Source organism: Acinetobacter sp. TTH0-4 (assembly GCF_015602665.1).
In the GTDB taxonomy this organism is placed as follows: Bacteria; Pseudomonadota; Gammaproteobacteria; order Pseudomonadales; family Moraxellaceae; genus Acinetobacter; species Acinetobacter albensis.
The window spans coordinates 563,457-587,751 of sequence record NZ_CP059079.1 but is presented as its reverse complement, the minus strand read 5'-3'; the positions used below and the strand labels follow the sequence as shown (position 1 = coordinate 587,751).

The 24,295-nt window shown below is 38.2% G+C and carries 22 protein-coding genes; 3 read left to right on the top strand and 19 right to left on the bottom strand.

Translation table 11 applies throughout. The features are described from left to right. Window positions 1-117: 117 nt before the first annotated feature. The 4 genes from H0S58_RS02790 to rpe all read right to left on the bottom strand — a co-directional run bounded on the left by H0S58_RS02790 (window position 118) and on the right by rpe (window position 4,497). The gene (locus H0S58_RS02790; RefSeq protein WP_195727078.1) at window positions 118-1,062 is read right to left on the bottom strand and encodes a copper resistance protein B; all 945 of its coding nucleotides are present in this window, start codon (window positions 1,060-1,062) and stop codon (window positions 118-120) included. Beyond that, a complete protein-coding gene (locus H0S58_RS02785; protein WP_195727077.1) occupies window positions 1,049-2,902 on the bottom strand; it encodes a copper resistance system multicopper oxidase in 1,854 nt (617 codons plus the stop codon). The genes H0S58_RS02790 and H0S58_RS02785 overlap by 14 nt, the downstream gene beginning before the upstream one ends. Before the next feature lie 45 nt (window positions 2,903-2,947). Continuing rightward, window positions 2,948-3,400, bottom strand: coding sequence for a hypothetical protein (locus H0S58_RS02780; protein ID WP_195727076.1), 453 nt, complete (start codon window positions 3,398-3,400; stop codon window positions 2,948-2,950). Between the two features lie 410 nt (window positions 3,401-3,810). After that, entirely contained in the window at window positions 3,811-4,497 is a 687-nt protein-coding gene (gene rpe, locus H0S58_RS02775; RefSeq protein WP_053578656.1) for a ribulose-phosphate 3-epimerase, read from the bottom strand. Between the two features lie 189 nt (window positions 4,498-4,686). On the opposite strand from rpe, the gene H0S58_RS02770 reads away from it, so the two are divergent. Next, complete coding sequence (locus H0S58_RS02770) at window positions 4,687-4,962, top strand: DUF2218 domain-containing protein (protein WP_195727075.1); 276 nt, start codon at window positions 4,687-4,689, stop codon at window positions 4,960-4,962. A gap of 54 nt (window positions 4,963-5,016) precedes the next feature. Here the strand turns inward: H0S58_RS02770 and fghA are convergent, their stop codons facing one another. The 7 genes from fghA to H0S58_RS02735 all read right to left on the bottom strand — a co-directional run bounded on the left by fghA (window position 5,017) and on the right by H0S58_RS02735 (window position 11,016). Next, window positions 5,017-5,853 (bottom strand): S-formylglutathione hydrolase, encoded by an 837-nt coding sequence (gene fghA / locus H0S58_RS02765; protein ID WP_195727074.1) that lies wholly within the window; start codon window positions 5,851-5,853, stop codon window positions 5,017-5,019. A 12-nt stretch (window positions 5,854-5,865) separates the two neighbouring features. Next, the gene (locus tag H0S58_RS02760) at window positions 5,866-7,278 is read right to left on the bottom strand and encodes a C13 family peptidase (protein ID WP_092720934.1); all 1,413 of its coding nucleotides are present in this window, start codon (window positions 7,276-7,278) and stop codon (window positions 5,866-5,868) included. Window positions 7,279-7,399: 121 nt separating this feature from the next. After that, window positions 7,400-8,218, bottom strand: a complete 819-nt coding sequence (locus H0S58_RS02755) for a class I SAM-dependent methyltransferase (protein WP_413784410.1) — start codon at window positions 8,216-8,218, stop codon at window positions 7,400-7,402. After that, the gene (locus tag H0S58_RS02750; RefSeq protein WP_053578661.1) at window positions 8,212-9,036 is read right to left on the bottom strand and encodes an undecaprenyl-diphosphate phosphatase; all 825 of its coding nucleotides are present in this window, start codon (window positions 9,034-9,036) and stop codon (window positions 8,212-8,214) included. The genes H0S58_RS02755 and H0S58_RS02750 overlap by 7 nt, the downstream gene beginning before the upstream one ends. Window positions 9,037-9,048: 12 nt before the next feature. Then, window positions 9,049-9,714, bottom strand: coding sequence for a tRNA (adenosine(37)-N6)-threonylcarbamoyltransferase complex dimerization subunit type 1 TsaB (gene tsaB / locus H0S58_RS02745; protein ID WP_195727073.1), 666 nt, complete (start codon window positions 9,712-9,714; stop codon window positions 9,049-9,051). A 130-nt stretch (window positions 9,715-9,844) separates the two neighbouring features. Next, window positions 9,845-10,375: a gamma carbonic anhydrase family protein gene (locus H0S58_RS02740; protein ID WP_195727072.1), complete on the bottom strand. Its 531-nt coding sequence runs from the start codon at window positions 10,373-10,375 to the stop codon at window positions 9,845-9,847. 23 nt (window positions 10,376-10,398) lie between these two features. After that, a complete protein-coding gene (locus tag H0S58_RS02735; protein WP_053578664.1) occupies window positions 10,399-11,016 on the bottom strand; it encodes an NUDIX hydrolase in 618 nt (205 codons plus the stop codon). Between the two features lie 125 nt (window positions 11,017-11,141). Here H0S58_RS02735 and H0S58_RS02730 point away from each other — a divergent pair, with 125 nt between their 5' ends. Further along, window positions 11,142-11,690 carry an NUDIX hydrolase gene (locus tag H0S58_RS02730; protein ID WP_195727071.1) on the top strand — a complete coding sequence of 183 codons (549 nt, stop codon included), beginning with the start codon at window positions 11,142-11,144 and terminating at the stop codon, window positions 11,688-11,690. A gap of 68 nt (window positions 11,691-11,758) precedes the next feature. Here the strand turns inward: H0S58_RS02730 and H0S58_RS02725 are convergent, their stop codons facing one another. From H0S58_RS02725 to H0S58_RS02700, 6 genes are all read right to left on the bottom strand, one after another. Continuing rightward, on the bottom strand, window positions 11,759-13,708 hold the full coding sequence (locus tag H0S58_RS02725) for a hypothetical protein (protein ID WP_195727070.1): 1,950 nt from the start codon (window positions 13,706-13,708) through the stop codon (window positions 11,759-11,761). Window positions 13,709-13,730: 22 nt separating this feature from the next. Further along, a complete protein-coding gene (filE, locus tag H0S58_RS02720; protein WP_195727069.1) occupies window positions 13,731-14,975 on the bottom strand; it encodes a putative pilus assembly protein FilE in 1,245 nt (414 codons plus the stop codon). Next, on the bottom strand, window positions 14,969-16,633 hold the full coding sequence (locus tag H0S58_RS02715) for an OmpP1/FadL family transporter (protein ID WP_092720928.1): 1,665 nt from the start codon (window positions 16,631-16,633) through the stop codon (window positions 14,969-14,971). The genes filE and H0S58_RS02715 overlap by 7 nt, the downstream gene beginning before the upstream one ends. Before the next feature lie 12 nt (window positions 16,634-16,645). Then, window positions 16,646-17,860, bottom strand: coding sequence for a hypothetical protein (locus tag H0S58_RS02710; protein WP_195727068.1), 1,215 nt, complete (start codon window positions 17,858-17,860; stop codon window positions 16,646-16,648). 46 nt (window positions 17,861-17,906) lie between these two features. Then, window positions 17,907-18,740 carry a C39 family peptidase gene (locus H0S58_RS02705; protein WP_053578669.1) on the bottom strand — a complete coding sequence of 278 codons (834 nt, stop codon included), beginning with the start codon at window positions 18,738-18,740 and terminating at the stop codon, window positions 17,907-17,909. A gap of 196 nt (window positions 18,741-18,936) precedes the next feature. After that, window positions 18,937-19,971, bottom strand: coding sequence for a DUF6160 family protein (locus H0S58_RS02700; RefSeq protein WP_195727067.1), 1,035 nt, complete (start codon window positions 19,969-19,971; stop codon window positions 18,937-18,939). A gap of 258 nt (window positions 19,972-20,229) precedes the next feature. On the opposite strand from H0S58_RS02700, the gene H0S58_RS02695 reads away from it, so the two are divergent. Then, window positions 20,230-21,567, top strand: coding sequence for an anthranilate synthase component I family protein (locus H0S58_RS02695; RefSeq protein ID WP_195727066.1), 1,338 nt, complete (start codon window positions 20,230-20,232; stop codon window positions 21,565-21,567). Window positions 21,568-21,642: 75 nt separating this feature from the next. On the opposite strand, the gene hisC is transcribed toward H0S58_RS02695, so the two are convergent. After that, entirely contained in the window at window positions 21,643-22,731 is a 1,089-nt protein-coding gene (gene hisC / locus H0S58_RS02690) for a histidinol-phosphate transaminase (protein WP_195727065.1), read from the bottom strand. 73 nt (window positions 22,732-22,804) lie between these two features. Beyond that, window positions 22,805-24,106, bottom strand: a complete 1,302-nt coding sequence (hisD, locus tag H0S58_RS02685; RefSeq protein ID WP_195727064.1) for a histidinol dehydrogenase — start codon at window positions 24,104-24,106, stop codon at window positions 22,805-22,807. Window positions 24,107-24,295: the final 189 nt, after the last annotated feature.

Sequence of the window (24,295 nt, the reverse complement as noted above, 5' to 3'; positions counted from 1 at the left end):
TTATTATATAAATAATGAGTTTAAATGGGGACAATTTTTACATCTTTTGACTCACTTCTTCTACTAAAAATACGACTGGCATTGACCCGTCGTATTTTCTTCAGCATAAAAACTAATCTAAAATTTAAAACGAATACCTACACCATAGAATAGTTCATTTTCAGAAGACGATGATTTCTGCCATGCTGTTTCTTGAACCCCTTTGTTATATCCGTATGCCAGATCCATAAAAGGCATCACCTTTTTATTGATCTCATAACGTGTTTCCACACCCACCTGTACTGAGTTTAAACCGTTCTTTTTGGCATAGTTGGAATCGTCACTCAACACGATATTCATATCTAAATATGGCTGAACAATCAATTTTTGCGTAATCAACAAATCACGTTCAGTTTCTAAATTAAAAGAAACTTGACGGTCTTGCCCGATATATAGATAAGCATCCGTTTCAAAAAAATACGGTGCCATACCATGAAGACCGAATACGGCATCGACTTGGTCTTGATCAATTTTACGATTTGGATCATTACGATAACGGAGACCCACCTGTAGATCCCAAAAATCAGCAACCTTTCGGCTATACAACAGTTTGGCATCATATTCAGTTTGATGTGATTCGACTTTATCAGCATGAACTTTAATAAAAATTTTATTTTCATCCGTTCCAATTCGAGTCTCAAGCTCTGACTTTAAAGCCCCCTGACCCTCATCATTATCATTACGCTGCCATTTAGTTTCCAGCGTTGTTTGTTGATAAATTTGTCCACCATGTTCTTTCAAATGCGCTGCATGATCAAACTGCTGATCCGATTTATATGCAAAATCATCTGAGTTTGAATGTGCATGCTGTGGAGGTGATACTTGCTTTTCTTCAACAACAACTTGAGGCGCTATCGACATCTTTTGATGCTGTGAATGATCCATCGGGATGTTTTCTGATGGCTGTCTCTGCTGTCCAGACATCGACATGGCATGATGCTCTTCATGAGCAAAACTCTGTCCACTGAGTAACAATAATGAGGCACTCAATGTACTCATCGCAAATAAATTAATGATGCGCATGTGAGTCTCCTTGCTGTAATGGACTTGAGGTAGCGGGTGTCGTTGCTGCTTGATTGTTATCTACATGTGCGACAATCAATTTACTCATCATTCCTGAGGACATGTGATACAGCAGGTGACAATGAATCGCCCATTCGCCTAACTCATCTGCAGTGAGCAAAGCAGTTACCTTTTTACCTGGCGGCACAATCAAAGTATGTTTATTCGGCAGTTGACTGCTGCTTTGCCCATTTTCCAACTGCATAAACATGCCATGTAAATGCATCGGATGCGCCATCATACTGTCATTGATAAATTTCAAACGGATGCGTTCACCATATTTCACCTGTAAAGGTTCTACTTCAGTAAATTTTTTTCCATTTATGGTCCAAATATAACGCTCCATTGTGCCACCTAAACGAACTTCGAGTTCTCGCTCTGCTGGACGGATATCTTTTTGCGCGGTTAACGATTTTAAGTCACTATATTGCAGTGCTTTATGACCTGCGGGTGTCGAAGCATTAGCCCAACCATAAACTGGCTGTTCCTGATCATCCACTGTTGGTTTCGCTGCTGCATGTGCTGAATGATCCATCTGCTGCTGTGGCGTAGAATCAGAGTTGACTTGATGTTGCGAATGATCAGTAACTTTGGCATGGCGCATTTTCGTACGATCCATTAGCACAGAATCATGTTTCATCATAGAGTGATCCATTCTTTCATGATTCATTTGGCTATGGTTCATCTGACTATGATCCATATTGGCATGATCACCCGAAGAACCATGTCCCATATCTTCCATCGTTAGCAAGGCACGTGGACGTGCTTTTGGCATATGAATAGCATGTGTCTGTGCAATGGCTTCATTATGCAATGTACCAATTGCAAATCCACTACGGTCAATGGATTCTGCTTCAACTTGATAGTGATCGGCCTTTGGCTCCACCACAACATCATAAGTTTCCGCAGTTCCTATACGAAATTCATCGACAACAACAGGTTGAACGGGCTGACCATCAGCACTTACCACGGTCATTTTCAAATTTGGAATGTTGACATCATAAAATGACATAGCGGAGGCATTCACAAAACGCAGTCGGACTTTTTCATTCGGTTTAAACATACCCGTCCAGTTTTGTTCAGGCGTTTTACCATTCATCAGAAAGGTATAACCAGTAACATCAGACAAATCCGTTTTCAACATGCGCATTTGATTCCACATGGAACGATCCTGCCATGTGCTTTTTAAACCGTCGCGTTTTACCTGTTTTAAAACATCGGCTACGGTTTCACGCTCGTTTTGATAGTACTCTGCTGATTTTTTCAGATTTTTCATAATCTGATCGCTGGTCGATTCATGAAAATCGGAGAGCATCACCACATAATCACGCTCTGTTTGTTCATGTGTTGCAACGGGCTTTTTATCTTTCGGATAAATCACCAAAGCACCATATAAACCGTCCTGTTCTTGTCCTTTTGAATGAGCGTGATACCAATAAGTGCCGTTCTGACGTACTTTAAAACGATAGATAAAATCGCTTTGAGGCTTAATCCCTTTAAATTGGTTAAAACCGGGTACACCATCCATTAAGCCAGGCAGCAATAGACCGTGCCAGTGGATAGAGGAATCTTTATTTTTTAGCTTATTATGCACATGAATAACAGCTTCATCCCCTTCTTCAAACTCTAAAAACGGTGCAGGAAATTGACCATTCACGGTAATACGCTTGAGTGGCTTGCCTGTAATGTTGACCATCTGTTCATCAATATTCAGATGATATTCTTTAACTGCGGCACATACCCAAGAGGATGTCACCAAACATACGCCCACAAGGAGACTTTGACTTAATTTTATAGACATGACTTAACCTGTAATTTAAAAATGAAAATATTTTTTAAATCGAGGTTAAGCTTTAGGAGGACGTAAAATTTGCTGCCAGAAACCGTTTAAATGCTGGGCTGAATAGTCAAAATTGAATTGTTGTAATTGTTGAATTTCTTCTAAATTGAATAATTTAATGGTTTGTACATCTAACCATGTACTTAAACTTTGACAATGCAACTGCGCGCACTCATGACAACTTGCATGCTGCATTTGCTCATTGGCTGAAAGGTGACAATCTAGAGCAACTTGCGATTGCGTATGCTGCGAAGCATCGTGTTGTATAAGCACTTGTAAAGTCTGTGCCTCGTGACAATTCGACATTGCCAACATTTCTGCATGACTCTGTTTTACACTCAACTCAATCATCATGGATTGATGTACTGGTTTAACTATGGCGAAGACAGCGCTACTCCACCCAATGGCAAAAGCCATGAGGCACACAAACCAAACATGTTTGCGTAATGAAGTCAGCAATGATTCATCCTTGATGGGTCGATTCAACATTTAAAGCAGTTTAACATTAAACAAAAAAATTGATCTACTTCATCTGATCAATGAACCAAAATTTAAGTTATACACATTTCTTTAAATTTATATGAATGCCATCACACTCAGATAAAATCATGCCTAATTAAACAATAAAACTATTTTTTAAACAGCATTATTTTTAGACAACGATGATTAAACAACCATATTTTTGAATTACTTAAACCATAAAAAAGGACTCATTTTGAATCCTTTTTATACATTTAACGTCTAATTATTAAACCATTGATCGTGCATTGTTTATAAAATAAACAAGTTATCCATATAGTTATCTACATAGATATCCATACAGTTATCCATAAACTTATCCACAGACTCAATTTCGCTTATAAAAATAATTAGATATTTATAGCACCGACTTTTGCAAGCTCTGAACGCATTTCGTCAATCACCATTTTATAATCAGGTTGACCAAAAATAGCCGAACCCGCCACAAACATATCTGCACCTGCTTCGGCAATCTCGCGAATATTTGCGGGTGTGACACCACCATCGACTTCTAAGCGAATATCACGCCCCGATGCATCAATCATTTTACGTGCTTCACGCAGTTTATCTAAAGTCATAGGAATAAATTTTTGCCCGCCAAAACCAGGGTTAACACTCATCAATAAAACTTGATCAACTTTATCAAGAACATAATCCAGATAATGTAATGGTGTCGCTGGATTAAAAACCAAACCCGCTTTTGCTCCACCCGATTTGATGAGCTGTAAAGAACGATCAATATGATGCGTCGCTTCAGGATGAAAGGTAATAATGTCTGCACCAGCATCCAAGAAATCACCAATCATACGATCTACGGGTGAAACCATGAGATGCACATCAATCGGGGCTTGAATACCATATTTTTTTAAGGCTTTACATATTCCCGCACCAAAAGTCAGATTTGGTACATAGTGGTTATCCATGACATCGAAATGTACTACATCTGCGCCTGCAGCAAGGACACGATCAACTTCATCACCCAAACGGGCAAAATCGGCAGATAAAATGGAAGGTGCAATTAAATATGGCTTAGACATAGGGAAAACCTGACAATCTATTCAAATTGATTTAGCACATTATAACAAATTGTACCCATATTCGGTGATTCAATCCTGTTTAACACCCTTAGATTGATTATTCCAAATTCGCAACATTGCGTTCCATTTTTTTACTTTTATGAACGCATTAATCTGTTATTTTAGCTGTACACCACAAGGTAAATGAGAATGAAAAGCAATACAACCATTAATACCTCTGAAGCTGCTCGTATCGCTAAACGCCTCTTGAATCACTGGAAACATAAGTTTGAAGTGAGTGAAACAACAGAGAAACTGAGTATTTTTATGCCTGATGCAACGGTTAACTTAACACCAAAATCAGATATTCTATGGGTATCTATAGAAAGCACGTTAACCGATTTAAGTCACTTAGAAAGAGTAGTTCTCGACCATCTCAATCGTATGGCACAACAAGAGTTTATCGTCACTTGGCAGCATGAATAAATAAAGGAGAATCAGATTCTCCTTTATGATCAAAATTTAATACATTTTTAAGTTTTAATGTTCGAGTTGTACAATATGAAATTGTAAATGTTCATCAATAAAACTTTGAATAAAATAATAGCCGTGATCGTAGCCAATATGTTCACGCAAAGTAAGTGATTGCCCGACTTGCGCGCACACCTGTTTAAATAATGCAGGATTTAATTGAGCATAAAATTGATCTTGTAATCCCTGATCAATTAGAATGTCTTTAAATACTGCACCTTTGGCTTGAACCAAAGCTGTTGCATCATGCTTTTTCCAATCACTTTGTTCAGTGCCTAAATACTGAGAAAATGCTTTTTCGCCCCATGGACATTGACTTGGCGCACAAATCGGTGCAAAGGCAGACACTGACTTAAATTTTTTCGGATATTTAAAGGCCAACGTCAATGCACCATGCCCCCCCATAGAATGCCCCATTATGCCAATTTTTTGGGTTTGAATAGGCAGGTTTTGGTTGACCCAATCATACAGTTCGTCTGCAATAAAACTTTCCATTTGATAATGCTCGGCCCAAGGCGTTTGGGTTGCATTAATATAGAAACCTGCACCTTGACCAATATCCCACGAATCACCTTCTGCAACCTGTTCCCCTCTTGGCGAGGTATCAGGGGTAATCATAATCAACCCTAGCTGTGCGGCTAAACGTTGTGCATGTGCTTTAATATTAAAGGTTTCTTCCGTGCAGGTTAAACCTGCCAAATAAAAAAGTGCAGGACAACGCTGTCCCAATAAAGCTTGTGGTGGTAAAAATACTCCCAATTTTGTTTTAGTTTTTAAGACTTGAGAGTCCAATGTATAAATTCGTTGCTCACCCTCAAAACACCGATACTGTTGGGTTAATTCCATAGTCATTGTCCTTTATTGGGGTTGAACATTCAGTGACGTGTTTTCTACTTTGTGCGTCAGGTTTGTTGCTGCTGGAAATAAACGTTGTTCCAATTGTGGCAGCATAAATTCCATATTTTTGCCGATTGACCATTGTGGTTCAGATGCTTCAAAACCTTGCGCGGTTTCCCATTGCGCTACGGTTGCCTTACTTTGCTCAAATGCAGCACCAATTGAATTGTTTTCACGCATGGCCTGATCAAAAAAAGCCCGACCGAAATAGGTATAATCGGCTTCATTTGAACAACCGAAAGATGCTCGATCTGCAGCAGATGCAGTAATAATCAAGGTATTATCATCTTGTAAAGCAGGAACAAAACTGCCTGAATAACACGCTGAAATCACAATCACACGCCAGCGAATACCCGACTTATCTAAGGTTTCTTTTAACCATTTGGGATCAACATCCTTTAAATCTAAAGGTGCATTTTCCATCTCAAACTGGTTAGATAAACCATGCGACGTCATATATAGAAAGAGAACATCACTTTCTCGATTCATCTGCTGACCAATTCGGCGTAATGCCAGTTCCATGCTAGTACGTGAAGCAATTGGTGTTTCAGTTCGTGTCGCTGGATTATTAATTAACGCAAGTGAACGACCAAAAGTCCCAAAACGTGTATCAAATTGTTCTTTAATTCGTTCTATTTCAGATTTAAATACATCTTGATAACCGGCACCTGCCACACCTAAAAAGTACCAGTGCGATTGTGCAAACTCACCATATTGGACGGCTTCTAAGGACTTATTTAAAAGTCGACTTTGCGCATAAAAAGCATCTTCAGCAAAGGTTGGTGGTATTTCCTCAACTTTCCAAATCGGTTGACTTTTAACTGACATTTGCCAAACGACTAAAGTAAAAAGCGTAGCAGCGACAATCAGTGCTCTTTCCCACCATGGCCATTTTAATTCACGTGAAAAAACCCACACGACAGCCAAACTTTGCCAGACAAATAGCACCATAAAAATCATGGGTAAATAGTCATAGAACACATAAGGCAATATATCAATGAAGCCCAAGTACTGAATAAAACTTTGTAATAAAGCAATATGGGTATCCAGCACCAGCCACAGCAATGCAGGCACGAGCATTAAACGTGGATTATTAATCCGTTGCGAAAGAAATATCCCAACAATTAAAGCAATAAAAGGCCACAACGCATAACTAATCAAACCTTGCGGGTTGAAATCGCCAACCTCGCCAGAGCTTAACCAGCTAAATAAACTATTGGCACTACCGCCTAAAATCCCCCAAAAAATCAATTGTAAAATCGAAGGACGGACAATTTGTAACGATCGGCGCGACCCCAAAAAAAGCCACATCCCTGCAGTTTGGTTACTTTTAAAATCATGCCAAAAATTAATGGAGGGTTTAAAGTCGATCATAAGATTTAGAGTTAGCTGCGCTCGCGGGTTTACCCCCTAAGTGTATGCTTAGTGGTCATTTTATCAATATTATTTTTCACTATATAACAAATTAATGCTCAATATTGAGGCATTTACCAAACTACTCTATAAGATGCTGCTGAAAATAGGCATCAAAACGGCAGGCATCTCCCGACCATTGATGTTGTGGCTCCTGTTCAGCAAGAAATACCGCCAAACGTGGACGCTTCACCACCACACGTTTGGCTATTTTTTGGGCTAGAATCAATAAATTGTTCCCAAGATCCATTTCTCCATCCTCTGGCAAAAGCAAATGCAGTAACTGCATTTGCTTTTTAACCTGAGCCTGTTTTTTAATGGCTTGCTGGTTTTGATCGCGTTGCGGAAACATCGGATCAAGATAAACCACATCTACCGTATTGTGTTGATCTGCTTGCTGTTTCAAATAATCAGCAGAATCAGAAAAAACCAAATGAATCCGCGCAACAATTGGACTTAAAAATGAATCTTTTTCAGCATTTTTTTGCGTATCTTCCAGCAAGGTAAATAAAATCGGATGCCGTTCAACGAGTGTGACCTGCGCACCTAAATGCGCCATCAGTAAACTGTCATGTCCCAATCCGGCAGTCGCATCAATTAAACTGGGTTTCTCACCCAAATTACATGCTCGTGCAATCATTTCAGATTTTATTGATGATCTTTTTAAGCGGGGAATTTCAGCTTTCCAGTCGGGTTGCATTTTCATGCCATCGGCGCACAGCCACAGTCCAGCATGATCTACACATAAGCCCAATTCTGGGTTCAAACGTAAGAAGCGAGCATTGATTTTTTCAACCACGCTTAGATTGACTTGTACCCCACGATCAGAAAGCACAGCAGAATAGTGCTGTGCTTTCTCTTGAAATTCTGGTTCTACAAATAAGCGGATATCGCTTACCATAATTTCCAGCCTGTCAATGCAAAGAGTAAAATGAGGAGGCCTGAAGCAATACGATACCAAGCAAAAATCATGAAATCACGCTTTGCAACATACGCTACCAACACTCGAATTAAAATCAAGGCAGATATAAATGAAACAAGCGTCCCTGTAGCAAGCACAAGCCAATCTTGATTAGTCTTGAACACATCATAACTTTGATATAAATCTAAAAGACCTGCACCAATAATGACTGGAATGCCCAAGAAGAATGAAAATTCAGTGGCTGCTTTACGGGATACGCCTAAAAACATCGCCCCAATAATCGTTGCTCCTGATCGCGAAGTTCCAGGAATAAGCGACAAGACTTGGATTAAACCAATCCAAATCGCTTCTTTATAACTAATATTTTCTACTTCTTGTGCTTTAACAACAGGTGGATTTTTTTCAATCCAGATAATAATTAAACCACCGATAATTAAACCAATCGCCACGGCAATGTCGTTAAACAACAGCTCTTTGATGGATTGACCCAAAGTCAGTCCAATCAACACAATCGGAATTGAAGCCATAATCAGGCTAAACCCTAAACGACGACCTTTCGGTTCACCTGTAAACATACCCGTTGCTGCACCCCAAAGACGTGCCCAGTATTCATAAATCACTGCTGCAATTGCCCCCATTTGAATGGCAATCACAAATACATCACTTTTTTCTTTGGTCCAGAAATTCATCAGTTCCGAAGCGAGAATTAAATGTCCAGTACTCGAAATTGGTAAAAATTCGGTAATACCTTCAACAATACCCATAATTGCCGCTTTGAGCAGCAGTAAAAGATCCATAGAAAATCCTAATTATGATTTGCCCTGTTCTGGAATTTTTTTCCAAGCATTATCACGTAAATACACAGGTAATGCCTGTTCAGCACTGACCCATTTTTGTTGTTGCACGTTTAAGCGAGCAATGGTAGCAATATCTTGCGCAGTCGCACTTAAGTCTTTGTATTGTATTTGTTCAGGCTGAATTAAAGCTGAGCCTGAACCGACCATTTCAAACTGAACCACTTGACTGGCATTGCTATAATTCAGAAGTTGCTCTTCATCTACTGCTTGCATAATGCCATGTTGATCAAGCTCAAAACTCGCAATATATACTTCCTGCATTCGTGCATCGAGTACGGCCGTAACTGATTTTAATCCCAGCACCCGATAAGCCGCTTGTGCAAGTGCTTGTAAACTTGAAACAGGAACGACTGGAAGATCGTTTGCCCAAGCCAATGCCTGAGTCACAGCTGCATTAATTCGTACACCACTAAAAGAACCGGGACCGCGACTAAAGGCAATCGCCGTTAATTCAGATGCAGATAGGCCAAGCTGTGTAAATGCCTGATCAATCATCGGGAGAATCGTTTGCGTTTGTGCTTTTGCTCGCGCATCTAATTGGAAAAACAATTCTTGGGTTTCATCTACAATAGAGACGGAACACTGCTCATTGGCAGTTTCCAACGCCAGCAATTTCATGCACGACCTTAATTAATTTAAATATAAAAAACGATGCATATCATACTCCACTCATCCGTACTAGGCGAGATTTTCCATCTGGGGAATACAAAAAAGCCAAGCATTTGCTTGGCTGAATAAAGTCATCAAATCACAGTTCAACTCTTTCTAAGTTCTGAAAATTCTTAAAATGTTCTGCATAATGCAGCGCGGATATTTTCAGCTTAATTTCATCGGCAGGCTCTAAAGTTTTTACTATTTTCCCCGGTGATCCCATCACGACTGAATTATCTGGAATGACCTTGCCTTCAGGAATTAATGCATTTGCCCCGATAATGCAATTCTTACCAATCACTGCATGATTTAAAATGACCGAATTAATGCCAATTAACGTATTATTTCCAATGGTACAGCCATGCAGCATCGCTTGATGTCCAATCGTGACATAACTGCCTATCTGCATTTCAATTCCAGCATCGGTATGTAACACTGCATTTTCTTGCACATTGGTCAAGTCACCAATTTTTATTTTACTATTATCTGCTCGAATAACAGCACCAAACCAAACACTGACTTGCCTACCCATTTCTACTTGGCCGATGACTGTTGCATTGTCTGCAACCCAACCATCCCAAGGTTGATGTAAAGCTTGTGGGGCATGACCTTTAAATTTATACAACATTTTTCTCTATTCCTTTTCTGAGCTTATTCATCACGTTTTGTTTTATTTATACGAAAAGCAGGTGAATTTAATAAAAAAGGCCACTCCTTTTGATAATTCAATCCATATTGAAAAAGTGAAACCAGCATACGAGCTGTTAATCCCCAAACAATCTCATTTTCGACTCGCATACTGGGAAAATATAACGATTGATGGGCATAACGCACTTCATAGGGAATAGGAGGTGCATTCATCAAGCTACTTAATGAAGCAAAGAAAATCCGATCAATTTCGGTAGGTTGAGCAATTAATTTGACTTCAGGTGGAATCAATCCAACCACAGGTTTGACTAACATTCCATTACGTGCTTTTTGCATTGGCAAATCACCAATCAATTGCACATCGAAGGGATTTAATGCTGTTTCTTCATAGGCTTCACGTAACGCCACAACGATATTACTGGTGTCTTGAGGATCTCTTTTTCCACCTGGAAATGATACTTCGCCGGCATGATTTGAAAGATAAATAGAACGGCGTGTTAGTAAAACCTTGGGATTGGATTCATTGGTAATAGCAATTAATACAGCCGCTTGAGCAGGTTTAACGCGTGGAGAAAAACGTAATCTCTGCTGTAATAATTGAGTTAATGAATCATCATCCATACGTTATTCTTCCATTATTTCTTCTTTGATTCATCATAGCTGAATTTTTCTTCCAAAAGATAGAAATGATGCTAAAGTTCGATTTTTCAGTTATGCTGATCATACCTTTATCATTGATGATGAATATGAATTTCTGTGTAATTTGTGGACATAAAACAACGGAAAAAATTCCACTAGGCGACCATCAATTGCGTCGTGTTTGTACAGATTGTGGCAATATTCATTACATCAATCCCAAAGTTATTTGTGGCGCACTGGTACTTTGGGAGAATAAAGTTTTACTTTGCCGTCGAGCTATTGAACCGCGTTACGGTTTGTGGACACTTCCAGCGGGTTATATGGAATTATTTGAAACCATGGAGCAAGGTGCTGCTCGTGAGACACGAGAAGAAGCAGAGGCAGAAGTAGAAATTGAACATCTTTATTGTATGTACAATATTCCACGCATTGGTCAAATTTATGTTTTATTTAAAGCCAATCTAATCAATGGGGCATTTGGTGCAGGTGAAGAAAGTATCGAATGTCGACTCTTTGAAGAACATGAAATCCCATGGTCTGAATTGGCGTTCCCAAGTGTAGAACACACACTAAAACATTATTTTTCGGATAGAAAAAATAATACTTTTGACATGCATTTGGAAACATTAGGTTCACGTTTAGATCATACGGGCTAATTTTAAAAAAATGACGGTTATAAAGTATAAAAAAAGCTCATCCATGGATGAGCTTTTTTTATTCAAAATTACTTCATTTTTACACCATAACATGATGCTAATTTAAGCTCTAAATTTCCGCCATTTAATTGCGCCAAAGCGGTATCCGCAGGCGTTACTGCATCTTTATTATTGGTATTATAAACACCTTGGAAACTGGCTAAGCTACTGCCCCATTTAACATCAGTACTACCATCTGATTGTTTAAATCTGATTACAGCTTGTCCATTATTCACTTTTAATAATTCGGATAAGTTTAAAAGTGCCCCTCCAATAACGACATCTGCACCAGAAGATTCAGTTGAAGTTTTAATGGTGGTGTTCATGCCAACCAAAGCACCATTTATTTTCTTAAAAACATCATTGGCTAAAACCATACGCATAGAAATGGTTTTATTCTCAGTAAAGGCTCGTGCCACTGTTCCTAAGCGATATTGCTGCACATCATTACCATCTATAAATGTTGTACGATCAAAGTTGTTTTCAGTACATGCATTATTTGAAGTAGACATATCATTGTCTGTAAAGCCGGACTTCATATTCGAGCGAATATCACCATTTTCATCAATCACAATACCTAGTTTCACTTCGGGTACCGTCGTATCTGTAAATTTAAACGTCAAATCTGCATACAGAGGAAAAACATAGCTCTCGCCTACTTTCACATTATTTACAGATTTAAAAACGCTTTTATCTAAATAAGTAATTGGGAAAATTTTATATAAATCTAATGACCCTTTATAAACTTCACCTGTTGTAAAATTCTGTTGCCATTTCCCAAAATCTTTACGATCTTCAGCACTCACTGTGGTTTTCTTCGTGAGTAATTTATAAAAATTCTCTTTCCCCGCAATCATATAATCATTATACAATCTGCCTTGAGTCACAATTAAAGGTTGTGAATTGACATCTGCAATATCAAATTGATAGTTTTGATCAATTCTTTTATTCACTGGATTAATCCAATGTGATTGGGCTTGCGCTGTCATACGGACAGGTTTTACTTTGCGTATTAATTCAGCATTTATTCCACTGATGGTCGATAATGAGCCTGTCATAGGCCCTTTCCACTGTAATCCACTGCCGAAAGTATAACCTTGTCGGTCGGTAAGCAACAAGAAATGCCCAAATAGATATTGAATAGAACTGTTCGTTGTCGGAGTACAATCCTCTTTGTTACAGCCCACCAAACCATCAGAACCTGACAATAAATTACCAAATGCACCGCTGGTTGAGAATAATGAAAATTCAGGTTGGTAAACGGCTGCATTTGAAATTGTAATGAGTTTTTTCACCACTTCAAAAGCTTGATCATCGCTAATGACTGAAACATCAACCCAAGGCTTAATAATACCAACATATTGATCATTAATAATTTGTTGTGCTGTCACTGAATTTAAAATCAGATCTAATTTGGTTCGCATTGCATCAGTAATATAAAGCACTTGAACATCTGTAGGTTCAACAATTTTACTGTCTTGTAATGCCAAAGCCTGAAAAATCTTGGCTAATTTCATCGCTACTTTGACGGTTGGATCATCTTGGGATAAAGCAGCAGCAGGTTGATTGGTCATGCCAATTGCAATATCTAAAATAGTTAAGCGTGGCGGTTGAGCAGTACTGACTAAAGCAATTGAATTTAAATCGACTACACCCAAATTAATTTTTTTATCTTTTTCACTTTTAATGAAGAAAGATACTTTATCCCCAACTCGACAACTCCCCGTTGCAGCGCCATTATTTAAACTCATAATAGAAATAAAGCTATTGATCGTGTCACTGCTACAAGTGAAATTTAATCCATCAATTGGATAATCTAAAGCGAACTGCACACATCCTTCTGTGCCTATCGTACAAGCACCATTTTCGGTACTCGAGTCATATTCTTCAGGGACAACATTGGCACTTTCTCCACCACAACCGCTTAAAGCAGCCATTAGACTGGTGAGTGCAAAAGGTAATAAATATTTATTTTTCATCCTAAATTCTCTTTTTATAGCTTTAGCGAATTGCAATTAATTTCAATTGACCGTGATTGGTCAGTGCTCTATTTTCTAAATCTATGGCACTGGCCAAAGGTGTTAATAATAAATATTGACTGTTAACAGGCACATGAATTACGCCTTCAATTTTTTCATGAGAGCGAAAGGAAGCAGCGGTATCATGATTTTTAAAGCCACCAGCACCTTCAAGTACACAGCCCTGTGCATCCAAAAAAACCACAAATGGCCAATAAAATGTTGGATTCTGTTGGCGTGAAGCATAAGAATTAATTTGAATATTTTGAATTGCATCAGATATTTTGACAATCTCAAAGTCAAATTGGTCTTTTAAAGGTGCACGAGGCCAAATATTGACTTCTTTATTCAAACTCACAGCTTTGGCATTTTTAATTTTTTTATCTTGAAAACATTGTTGCCCTAAGCCATTTATAGCATTTTGTTGTGATATTCGATAATAGGTGGAAGATAAAGTAATCGGTCCAGTATCTTGTTTTTGATTTTTCTTAAAAAGTGATTGTAGGATGGACTGACTCACCCCTTTTTCTCTTTCAACAAGTTGCAAACGTGTTGCACCATGCTTGATATCAATCACTCCTTCAGGCATGGCATAAAAACGTTTCTTACCTTCTAAATTAAACTCTTTATCTTCTAAATATTCATTTTTAATATATTTTTCATCATCAATAATGACAAAAGCATCACTCGCTTGTGAATTTCCATCCTGTTGTACCGTTGAAGTTACTACCTGAGTTTCAGTTTTTTTCTGCTTCTGCTCGACTGTAATCGGTACAACCGTTTGTAGCGGCTGAAATGGCTGCGACTTTACAGGAATCTGCGGATGAGATTCTTTTTTAATCTTGTCAATTGTTGTTTTTTTCACAGGTTTTGCTAACGGCTCTTGAATTACCGCTACTTGAGGAGACTTCCGTTTTATTTCAGGCTCAGGAATAGAGGCCACTGCTGGTGGTATATTTTCTTGAAGGTCTTTTTGTGGATAAGTTTCTTTATGATTACTGTCTGGCTGCTTTTTCTCTGATGTGACTGCAACGCTAGGTTTTGACTGCATCACTTCTATTTTTTTAATTTTTGGCTGACTCGGTTGTTGCACCACTATTGGCCGCCCATCAGGTCCAATAATGGTATAAAACTCACCTGCATATGAAACAGATACTTGCATCAAACATAATGTAAGTATCGTTTTTCTTAAAGAAATCCTTTTCAATTTTTTCAATTTATTTACCATCGTGTTCTATAGTTCAATCCTAGAATCGTGACTTTAGTATCGGTTTTAATATTTAAACCCGCATATGGATTTAATAAAATATTATTGACACCTGTTTGGTTTGCTAAGCTACTGGTATTCGCTGGAATTTTATCTCGACTGCGTAAAAATCCGATTGATAAATCTAAATCAGTATCTGCATCAAATTGATACCCTACGCCCAATCCAAACAATTGTGCATTGTTAATAGGAATCATGGTATTACGTTTATTATCAGGAATTGCACTGGTACGTGGCTCATAGCCTGCACGTAACTTTAAACGATCTGTGGCTGAGTATTCGAAACCAATACCGAAATTCCATGGAGAAGTAAATTCCAGAGGTAAGGCCAAAGACGCATCACCAATATTTTCAGAAAGTAATTTTGCAATTTTTAAAGCTGAAATTTGTCTGTCAAATTCAAACTTGAACTTATCCCAAGCCCGATAATCAGTCCATCCTATATCAAAATTTACTTGTAAATCAGGTAGAATCTTATATTTTATACCCGTTTGAAAATGCGCAGGATATTCAAAGTCCATTGAAACCAAACCAGATTCACTGGCAGGAATAGAGTTTGGAAAGCCGAGAATCGCAGCAAGAATTTGTCCTGTAGGTGAAGACATCAATCCTTTGATTAACTCACGCGGCGCTTTCGCATTATCAATATGGTATTTACCCTTTAAACGCATTTTCGCAGAACTTTGATACACCATACCAAAGCTAAAGTCTTCAGTCGGTTCCCAAAGCACACCTAAGTTATAACTTGGACTTAAGGATTGTTCTAACGCAACCTGCATTTGTCCAAAACGACCAAAAGGATTCATACCCTCTTCTGTATTACATATGCCCAGCAATAAAATGTCGGTAATAATATCTTGATTTTCTTTAAAAGGAGTACAAACCACTTCATCAATCATTCGCAACATCCCAATTAACTCATTGGGAAAACGTAAGTCTGTTTTGAGTCCAATCGCTTGATAGGACATACCTACGGAAGCACCGATAGATAAATGGTCATTGACCTCATAGGCAATAGAAGGTGATAAATAGGTAATCCGCTCTAAAGCAACTTGTTGCCCCATGTAGTTACCAGCATTTCCATTTTCTGTACCAAAACCAGCAACTAAGGGTGCATAAATTGCAGTTGCGAATGTGGTTTTTGAACCAGGAGGATTATAAGCAATACCTGCAGTCGGAGCGACCATCGGAATACCTTCACCCAAATCGACCATTTTCTTTAAAATGGGAACGTACAGGCTAACGTATTCTACATCCCCATTGACGGTTCCTTTAAAATCAGTACAAATATCGGCCGCGACTTCTGGACCATCGTTACAGACTAAGGGATCGTCAGAGTAGCCAAAGACATTAAACCCCTGAGGAACTGAAAATTCTCTTTTTACATCAAAATTTGCTAGAATTCCCTGCACATCGGTTTGTAAACCTTCAATTTTCGTTAAAGCTGCAGGGTTAAAATGAATGGCACTAATCCCAGGTGGGTCTGCTGTAACAGCATTACCCATACTGAGTGACCGAATATCAACTGATAAGTTAGTGCCCAATTGAGCAAAAGACAAACTTGAACAACCCGATAATATAATTGCTACAGCTAGCGGGCGAAGTCGAATTGTGTACATACGACTACCCTCTTAGCGTAATTTCTTGCCGAAGCCTAAAATATCAAGCGGGAAAGATAGACCTAGAGAAACATCTGGTGCATCCTCCGTTAATCCAATACCCACTGTGCCATTCACAATCGTTTCTGGTGAAACACGAACACCCAACGAAATTCCGAGTGTAGAACTGGTTTGATCAGCAGGCGAGTATGATTCAATTATGCCATTAGTGTTATAAGTGAACTCAGAACCGGTATTAAAACTTTGCTGATATGACATGGTCATAGATACATCATAATTAAATGAATAAGCAAAACCAAAGGCAAAACCACCACTGATTCCAGGTTCAAATTCATCAATAATACGTGAACCACGCTTCTGATTTAAGCCAGATTCTTTAAAACCATAATTGGCAGAAACAGAAGCAAACAGCACTACTGGATCAATATATTTACGCGTGCTTGCACCTACGCCAGCAGAGTAATAACCTTTACCTGTTGATAAATCCTCTGTGGCATTAATTTCATAAGGGCTATCACCCGTTTTAGTCGATACATTACCAAATAAAATCAGTGGCAGTCTTCCCGCTTTTAAAGGGAAAGGTTCCCAACGCGCACCAAAAGAAATATCACCCAATCCTGCTGTAGAAGTATCTTTTAATAAATCTGTTTTAGCCACGAGGGGCAATGAAGCAGTAAATGTTAAATTATCTAAAACACCATACTGTGCAGTAAAATTATTAGTAATAGAATGGGTTGCATTCTCTTGAACTCGAAGTTGATATAGCTGACCTTTCGCCATTTCCGCATCAATTTGAGTATCACGATAATACGTATAATCAATATCGTAAAAAGATGAGATTTCACCCTTTTTAATTAATGAATACTGTCTTTCATTCGAGGTGAAAACTTCTTGTAAATTAGCTTCTTTACTGGCATCACCTTCTTGCTGCTGTAATGCCGAAGAAGCTTGTGAACGTTCATCTACAGGTTGAACTTCGGTTTGCGCAAGAGTTTCAGATTGTGATGATGCAGCCACAGTATCAGTATTTTTCTGATCTGCTGCCTCACTTTTTGCAAACGTAGGCGATGCTGCTAGAGTTTCAGAACTTGATGGTGTAGAAGCAACGTCTTGTTGCTCTACAACCTCATATTCTCCAAGGACTGGATCTTCTGCTGCATACACAACCCCAATTGCCATTTGAATACTCAAAGCCAATAAAGTTTTGTTCATCCATTTACGATTCATATTTCATCCTACCATTTTTATTTTTTTAATCTGCACTGTTAAAACGTTATTTACTTTTGTAATAAAGTCTTAAGAAATTATATGTCGGGTCACCAAAATTGGCTGAATCTTCATTTAAATTTTTATCTAACCGAATTGTTGAGGCTTTATCTGCAATTTTTTCACTATAAAATTGAGGATATTGCATATCAACAAAAGCATAGCGATTCACTGTTGCATCCTCGACATGACGTAAGTCAGCATCTTGTAAAGCCAATAGACTTTTTCTTTGCTCCGGTGCGACATTAATTAAGAACAGCGTATTATTTTCCCAAATTTCTTTAAAACGCTGCTCATCAAAACTAATATTCCCTAAGGCAGGATCGGCGACATATACTCGACCATTTTTATACGCCTTAAAGACAACAAAATGTTTAAACCCAGCATAAGAAATAGGTACAATTGCAGGTTGAGCTTGCTTGACTAAATCTGAAAATTCGCCCTTAAAGCCACCGCTTTCTAAACCCAATGCACCAACAAAACGTTTCATATCTAAAAGAGAAAAACTGCGGCGTTGAATAATCTTTTCTGTTTCGCCAAATTTCAACAATCCATTCATGGTTTGTTGCTCAGATAACTGCGTACCAACATAACCATTGAGTAATGTAGTTAATGCTGCTGATCCACAGCTATAATCATAAGCTTGACGAACAATACCGCGAAATTGATCCACTAAAGCAGGCTTAATGAGAACTGGCTCTCTGTGCATGCGATTAAAGGAGTTTTGGCGAGAATCGAGCATTTCTGTGTAATACACAGCCTCTGCTGGTTTTTTCTTAATATCAAAGGCTTCAGTGGCAAAGTAGTACATCAATGCCGAGCCTAATGCAATCTCTAACATATCTTTTAACTTTTCTATTTATCGGCATGACGCGCCTTTGTATAATATTGTTCTAGAGCTTATGCTCTACATCCATGTAACAGAAAGATAACCTTTTTTATAAAAAAAAACAGCTTTTATTTAGCCTTTTTGAAAAATTTAACATTATTTTTGTAAAAAAAAAGCGCGTGAATTCACGCGCTTTTTTCAAACCAAATTAGTGACCAGATACTGTGATTGCAGTACCAATCACATTAGCACCGAAAGCGCGAGTTGGGTTGTAATAAGTTTTCAAACCTTGCACTTCAATATCACCAATTGAAGCAGCAGCTGAACTACCTAATTTAACACCAGAAACATAAATGTCTGTACCTGTTGTATTTTTTGTCCCAGCAACAATTTGTAAGTAACCATTATTGGTATCAGTTTTACCATAAACACTTACTTTAGCATCTACAGCCAAATCAGTAGTATTAGCAGTTGCAACTTTTATGCTATCGATATGGATTTCACCAGCTGCACGGTTAGCCGCACTAGTACCAGCACCCGTACCAAGCTTAGTTGAATTATCCAAAATACCCAAGTTAGTGATTTCTAAACCACCAATCATCGTTGTATCAAGAATAATCATCGCACCTTGAGGTGAAGCACCGACTTGAATGTTGGCATCCATTTTACCAGTTTTAAGGGTTAAACCACTTAGAACTGCATTGTAGTTCGCATCATCACCACCACGACGAATCGAAGTTGCACCAGCAGCAGGAGCAGCATTAGAAGCTGTAACACCAATTTCACCAACTGCAATATCTAAACCAGATACTTTCGCAGCAATATTGATAAATGCAGTGTTTCCTGTACCTGTACCAGCATCCGAATCGATAGACAAATCAGCTAAGTGACCAGTCGCTAACATACGAGTTAGATCATAAGCAGTACCCGCAGCATTTACTGGAGCAGAAATAACGATACCATTGGTTGCTGTTGCACCTGTACCATTTGCTTTAATTGAAATAGCACCCGCAGTTGATGTACCACCAAAACCTGCTGTACCCGCTGTACCCGCTGCAGTTAAACCATTATTGTCATGAATAAATAATTTTTCAATTTCAATTTTTGAAAGACCAATCCCGATGTTAATTCCATCTTGACCAGTAGTAGCGCCCAATGTAGCATCATCCATTGCTTGCATTGCCATCGCGTTTGCGCTAATTGCTAATGAAGAAACTAAAGCAAGTTTAGTGAATTTTTTCATTTCGTACTCTCCCAAGAGTATTATTTTTTTTCGATTAGGAATCACTCGATATTCACTATTGCTGTTCTTTTTTAGTCAACAGTGAATTTTCCTTGAGTGATCTTTATTGCCTCACTAAAGTTATATCTGTGTGATGTTTTATTCAACTGTTATTGGTCGTAATATTTATGTTACCGACAAACGGTATTTACGTACTTTGTGCATAAATAGTGTTATAGAATAGAAAATATCTGTATAGCCTTTGATACTTTTATCTATATGCACCACTCTCACATCTTTCAAAAATTATTAATTAAACAATCAATTAGCGCCGCTCAAATCCTTTCAGCTTTATCATCTTTCAACCATTTGGTTTATTTAAAAAACAACAATCAACCCGTTATTGCTTTTTTTGCTTCTGAATATCTTTTGATTAAAAATAAAATTTCTCAAAATTTTAAAAGAATTACACTCTGTCAATATCAAGAACAAACTCAATTTACAGATTTTAATTTTGTTTCCAAACCTCTCAATCAAAATAATTTACATGATTTTAAGGGCGGTTTAATTGGTTTTATTAGTTATGATCATGCGGCTCAAGAATACGTTAACCTTCAAGAAAAACTACAACCGAGCTTATTTTTAGGGGTTTATCATAGCTATTTAAAACTTACTCCTCAAGGATGGACATTTTTTAGCGATGAAGAAGAAGGAGAAGCAATATTTGAACGTGTTCAGAAAGAATTAAATCGTGAAAATAAACCTTTTTTTTTATTGAACCAACCATGTACGCCAAGTTGGGATAAAAATAACTATCTGAATGCTTTTATGCAGGTCCAAGAATATATTCAAGCAGGTGATTGCTATCAAATCAATTTAACACAGCAATTTACTGCAAAAGCTGAAGGGTTATTATTGGCAACCGCTGAAGACTTTTGGAAACTCACCGATGCCCCCTATTCAGGCTATTTAAAAATTGATGATTTTGAATTACTCAGTTGTTCCCCCGAATTATTCATTGATTTTAAACATGATCGGAAAATAATTACACGGCCGATCAAAGGAACAATGCCTCGTTATAGCGACTCTACTTTAGATGAAGGATCTAAACAAAAACTGATTCAATCTGAAAAAGATCAAGCTGAGAATCTGATGATTGTCGATTTAATGCGCAATGATTTAAGCCGTTATGCCGAAATAGGTTCAGTGAATACAACTCAACTTTTTGAAATTGAGTCCTTTAAGCAAGTTCATCATATGGTCAGTGAAATTACAGCAATACTAAAAGAATCTGTTTCCCCGTTAGATGTACTGATGTCCGCACTGCCTGGTGGTTCAATTACTGGTGCACCTAAAATTCGTGCCATGCAAATTATTGATGAACTTGAAGTGGCACCACGTGGTGCTTACTGCGGTAGTTTGGGTTATTTTAATGTTGATGGGACAGGTTCTTGGAATATTTTAATTCGCTCTATTCAAAAATATCAAGAAAATGTTTCATTGTGGGCCGGTGGCGGCATCACTATTGCTTCCGATGCCGATGCCGAATATCAAGAATGCTTTGATAAAGTTTCTGCGATGCTGGATTTACTCAATCATTATGCAAAAAAGAAATAAAAAAGCGAACCATCAAATGAGCGTTCGCTTTAAATTGATCTTTATCTTTTTGCAATCAGATACTGAATAATAAAATTAAACCAAGATATTATTTTTTAAAGTATCTATTAAACGCTGATTTTGCTCATCGGTACCAACCGTAATACGTAAATATTGATTAATACGCGGCTTATTAAAATAGCGGACAATAATGCCATGCTCTCTTAATTCTGCAGCTAACTCACCGGCATCTTTTTCTGCTAGTGTTGCAAAAATAAAATTAGCTTTTGATGGTAAAACCTTAAAACCTAATTCCACCAAATCATTCACTAAATTTTCACGACTATCAATCACTCTTTGACATTGTGTTTCGAAATAAGCTTGATCTTCAAAGGAAGCAACTGCTGCTGCTATCGCGAAACGATCAATTGGATATGAATTAAAACTATTTTTAACTGCTTCTAAGGCCGTAATCAAATGCGGCTGTGCAATCGCGAAACCTACTCTTAAACCCGCAAGTGAACGCGACTTTGAAGTCGTTTGACAGACCACCAAATTGTCATATTTTTTAGTCAATTGGATTGCAGATTCAGCACCAAAATCGACATAGGCTTCATCAATCACGATGACCGAATTTGGATTTGATTGAAGTAACTGTTCAATTGCAGATATACCAAGTGCAATACTGGTCGGGGCATTTGGATTAGTAATAATGATGCCGCCATTGGCTTGCTTATAGTCATCTACTTCAATTTCAAAATCTTCATTTAAAGGTAAAACTTTGGTTTTAACACCAAAAAACTGACTATAAACAGGATAAAAACTATAAGTAATATCTGCATACAACAAAGGTAAATCTTGTACAAAAAAAGCTTTAAAAATATGGGCTAATACTTCATCAGATCCATTCCCGACAAAGACGTTGCTCATATCAACATTTTGTTGTTGTGCAATGGCTCGTTTTAATTCTGATGCATCTGGATCAGGATATAAACGCAGAACATCGGCTGTATTTTCTAAAACACCCTGTACAGCGGCAACCACTTTGGGTGAAGGTGGATAAGGATTTTCATTGGTGTTTAATTTCAATAAATTCTGAATTTTTGGCTGCTCACCTGGAATATACGGTTCAAGTTCACGTATGCTCGGGCTCCAAAAACGCATTTGCTCTGTTGTAATTTTCATTTTTTAATATCTCGATTAAATCTGTTATAGGCTTAAAAAAAGGCCGATCAATCAGCCTTTTTTCAATCAAAACTTATTGATAACGATAGCGCGCAGAACGTGCATGCGCATCTAAGTTTTCTTCTTGCGCCAAGATATCTGCTGTTTTGGCCAATGTCTTTACACCTTGTTGCGAGCACATAATTAAGCTTGAACGTTTTTGAAAGTCATAGACGCCAAGTGGTGATGAAAAGCGTGCTGTACCAGAGGTTGGTAATACGTGGTTTGGCCCTGCACAATAATCCCCAATCGCTTCAGGCGTATAACGGCCCATAAAAATTGCACCAGCATGGCGAATTTGTTCTGCCATTTGCTCGGCTTCATCTAAACAAAGTTCTAAATGTTCCGGTGCGACTTGGTTAATCAAATCAATGGCTTCTTGACGATCTTGTACCAAAATCAAAGCACCACGATTTTTAATAGAAGTACGAGCAATTTCAGCTTTGGGTAAATTGGCTAAATGTTCTTCAATCGCTTGTTCAACTTCATTTAGCAGTTGCTCATCTGGTGTAATAAAAATCGCTTGTGCAACGGTGTCATGTTCTGCTTGTGACAATAAGTCCATCGCTAACCATTGAGCATTATTCTGACCTTCGGCATAAACCAAAATTTCAGAAGGTCCAGCAATCATATCAATGCCGACTTGACCGAATACGGCACGTTTTGCTGCGGCAACAAAACGGTTCCCAGGACCAGTAATTTTATCCACACTTGGAATCGTTTCTGTTCCGTAAGCCAATGCAGCCACAGCTTGTGCACCGCCAATGGTAAATACGCGACTTACACCGGCCAAATAGGCAGCAGCTAACACAAGTGGATTTAACTCACCCTTTGGCGCAGGAACCACCATAATAATTTCAGGTACGCCCGCAACATGAGCAGGAATTGCATTCATCAAGACTGAGGATGGATAAGATGCTAAACCACCAGGGACATAAATTCCAACTCGATCAAGCGCTGTAATTTTTTGACCTAAGGTATTCCCCAAATCATCGATATAAGTCCAGCCTTCTTGTTTCTGAGCTTGATGAAACTCACGAATTCGATTCGCTGCCAATTCTAAAGCTTCACGGACGTGATGATCCAAACCATCAAAAGCAATTTTTAATTGTTGTTGAGTCAGTTCAAGTTCTGAAAATTGATGCGCAGGATGTCGATCGAACTGTTGAGTCAATTTAAGAACATGAGCATCGCCATATTGACGAACATCAGCAATGATTTGCTCTACAGTTTTTAAAAGTTCAGGGTCACTCACTGTTTCAAAAGCCAATAATTCAGCAAATATTTGCTTAAAGCTTTGATCTTGAGTCGATAAACGTCGCATCAATTTACCCACAAGGTTGAATATGGAAAAGTTAAGTTTACCTTGTTTCCTAAAGTTTGTGGGTATCAATCACGCATCTATTCATGCAGTTTTAGCAAAAAAACTGGGTGGAAACAGCAAATAAAGTTTTGGCTCAGATATCGATTTAAAATGAGTATAAAAAAACCGCCACAGCGCGACGGTTTTTCGAAGTAGTATAAA

Coding starts and splice junctions, on each gene's coding strand:
- H0S58_RS02790 (WP_195727078.1), bottom strand. CDS start 1,062: ATGCGCATCATTAATTTATTTGCGATGAGTACATTGAGTGCCTCATTA.
- H0S58_RS02785 (WP_195727077.1), bottom strand. CDS start 2,902: ATGTCTATAAAATTAAGTCAAAGTCTCCTTGTGGGCGTATGTTTGGTG.
- rpe (WP_053578656.1), bottom strand. CDS start 4,497: ATGTCTAAGCCATATTTAATTGCACCTTCCATTTTATCTGCCGATTTT.
- H0S58_RS02770 (WP_195727075.1), top strand. CDS start 4,687: ATGAAAAGCAATACAACCATTAATACCTCTGAAGCTGCTCGTATCGCT.
- fghA (WP_195727074.1), bottom strand. CDS start 5,853: ATGGAATTAACCCAACAGTATCGGTGTTTTGAGGGTGAGCAACGAATT.
- H0S58_RS02760 (WP_092720934.1), bottom strand. CDS start 7,278: ATGATCGACTTTAAACCCTCCATTAATTTTTGGCATGATTTTAAAAGT.
- H0S58_RS02755 (WP_413784410.1), bottom strand. CDS start 8,218: ATGGTAAGCGATATCCGCTTATTTGTAGAACCAGAATTTCAAGAGAAA.
- H0S58_RS02750 (WP_053578661.1), bottom strand. CDS start 9,036: ATGGATCTTTTACTGCTGCTCAAAGCGGCAATTATGGGTATTGTTGAA.
- tsaB (WP_195727073.1), bottom strand. CDS start 9,714: ATGAAATTGCTGGCGTTGGAAACTGCCAATGAGCAGTGTTCCGTCTCT.
- H0S58_RS02740 (WP_195727072.1), bottom strand. CDS start 10,375: ATGTTGTATAAATTTAAAGGTCATGCCCCACAAGCTTTACATCAACCT.
- H0S58_RS02735 (WP_053578664.1), bottom strand. CDS start 11,016: ATGGATGATGATTCATTAACTCAATTATTACAGCAGAGATTACGTTTT.
- H0S58_RS02730 (WP_195727071.1), top strand. CDS start 11,142: ATGAATTTCTGTGTAATTTGTGGACATAAAACAACGGAAAAAATTCCA.
- H0S58_RS02725 (WP_195727070.1), bottom strand. CDS start 13,708: ATGAAAAATAAATATTTATTACCTTTTGCACTCACCAGTCTAATGGCT.
- filE (WP_195727069.1), bottom strand. CDS start 14,975: ATGGTAAATAAATTGAAAAAATTGAAAAGGATTTCTTTAAGAAAAACG.
- H0S58_RS02715 (WP_092720928.1), bottom strand. CDS start 16,633: ATGTACACAATTCGACTTCGCCCGCTAGCTGTAGCAATTATATTATCG.
- H0S58_RS02710 (WP_195727068.1), bottom strand. CDS start 17,860: ATGAATCGTAAATGGATGAACAAAACTTTATTGGCTTTGAGTATTCAA.
- H0S58_RS02705 (WP_053578669.1), bottom strand. CDS start 18,740: ATGTTAGAGATTGCATTAGGCTCGGCATTGATGTACTACTTTGCCACT.
- H0S58_RS02700 (WP_195727067.1), bottom strand. CDS start 19,971: ATGAAAAAATTCACTAAACTTGCTTTAGTTTCTTCATTAGCAATTAGC.
- H0S58_RS02695 (WP_195727066.1), top strand. CDS start 20,230: ATGCACCACTCTCACATCTTTCAAAAATTATTAATTAAACAATCAATT.
- hisC (WP_195727065.1), bottom strand. CDS start 22,731: ATGAAAATTACAACAGAGCAAATGCGTTTTTGGAGCCCGAGCATACGT.